The following is a 447-nucleotide window of genomic DNA, read 5'->3' on the forward strand; positions in this document are numbered from 1 at the left end:
CGAAGACGTCACCACCCGCGCAGCCGCCAGCCCCACCTGCGAAGCCTGCGCCCGCGCCGTCCTTTGCGATACTGATGGTCCTCGTTGCGGCGTTGCTCGGCGGATGCGCGGTCGGACCCGACTATCGGACGCCGCTTCTCGCGACGCCGACGCATTGGAGCCGGACTGGGGGCGTGACGACTGCGCCGCCCACGCTGACGCGCTGGTGGGCCCGGCTTCGCGATCCGTTGCTGGATCAGCTCGTGACCGAGGCGGTGGATGGCAATCTGGATGTCGCGACGGCGAGCGCGCGCGTGCGCGAGGCGCGGGCGAGCTATCGGCAGGCGGTGGGAGCGTTGCTTCCGACGGTCGCTAACAGCGAGTCGGCACGGCTGGCGAAGGGGACGAACTCTTTGTCGGCGGTGCCCGGTGGGACAAATATCGGCAGTCCGTCATCGCCCGTCGGAC

General features: G+C 70.0%; 1 pseudogene. It reads left to right on the top strand.

What is annotated here, in order from left to right:
- Positions 1 to 173: 173 nt before the first annotated feature.
- Positions 174 to 447: pseudogene (locus tag DY467_RS25615) on the top strand (efflux transporter outer membrane subunit); the annotation flags it as partial.

It is taken from the genome of Rhodopseudomonas sp. BR0G17 (genome assembly GCF_010907025.1).
Classification (GTDB): Bacteria; Pseudomonadota; Alphaproteobacteria; order Rhizobiales; family Xanthobacteraceae; genus Rhodopseudomonas; species Rhodopseudomonas palustris_H.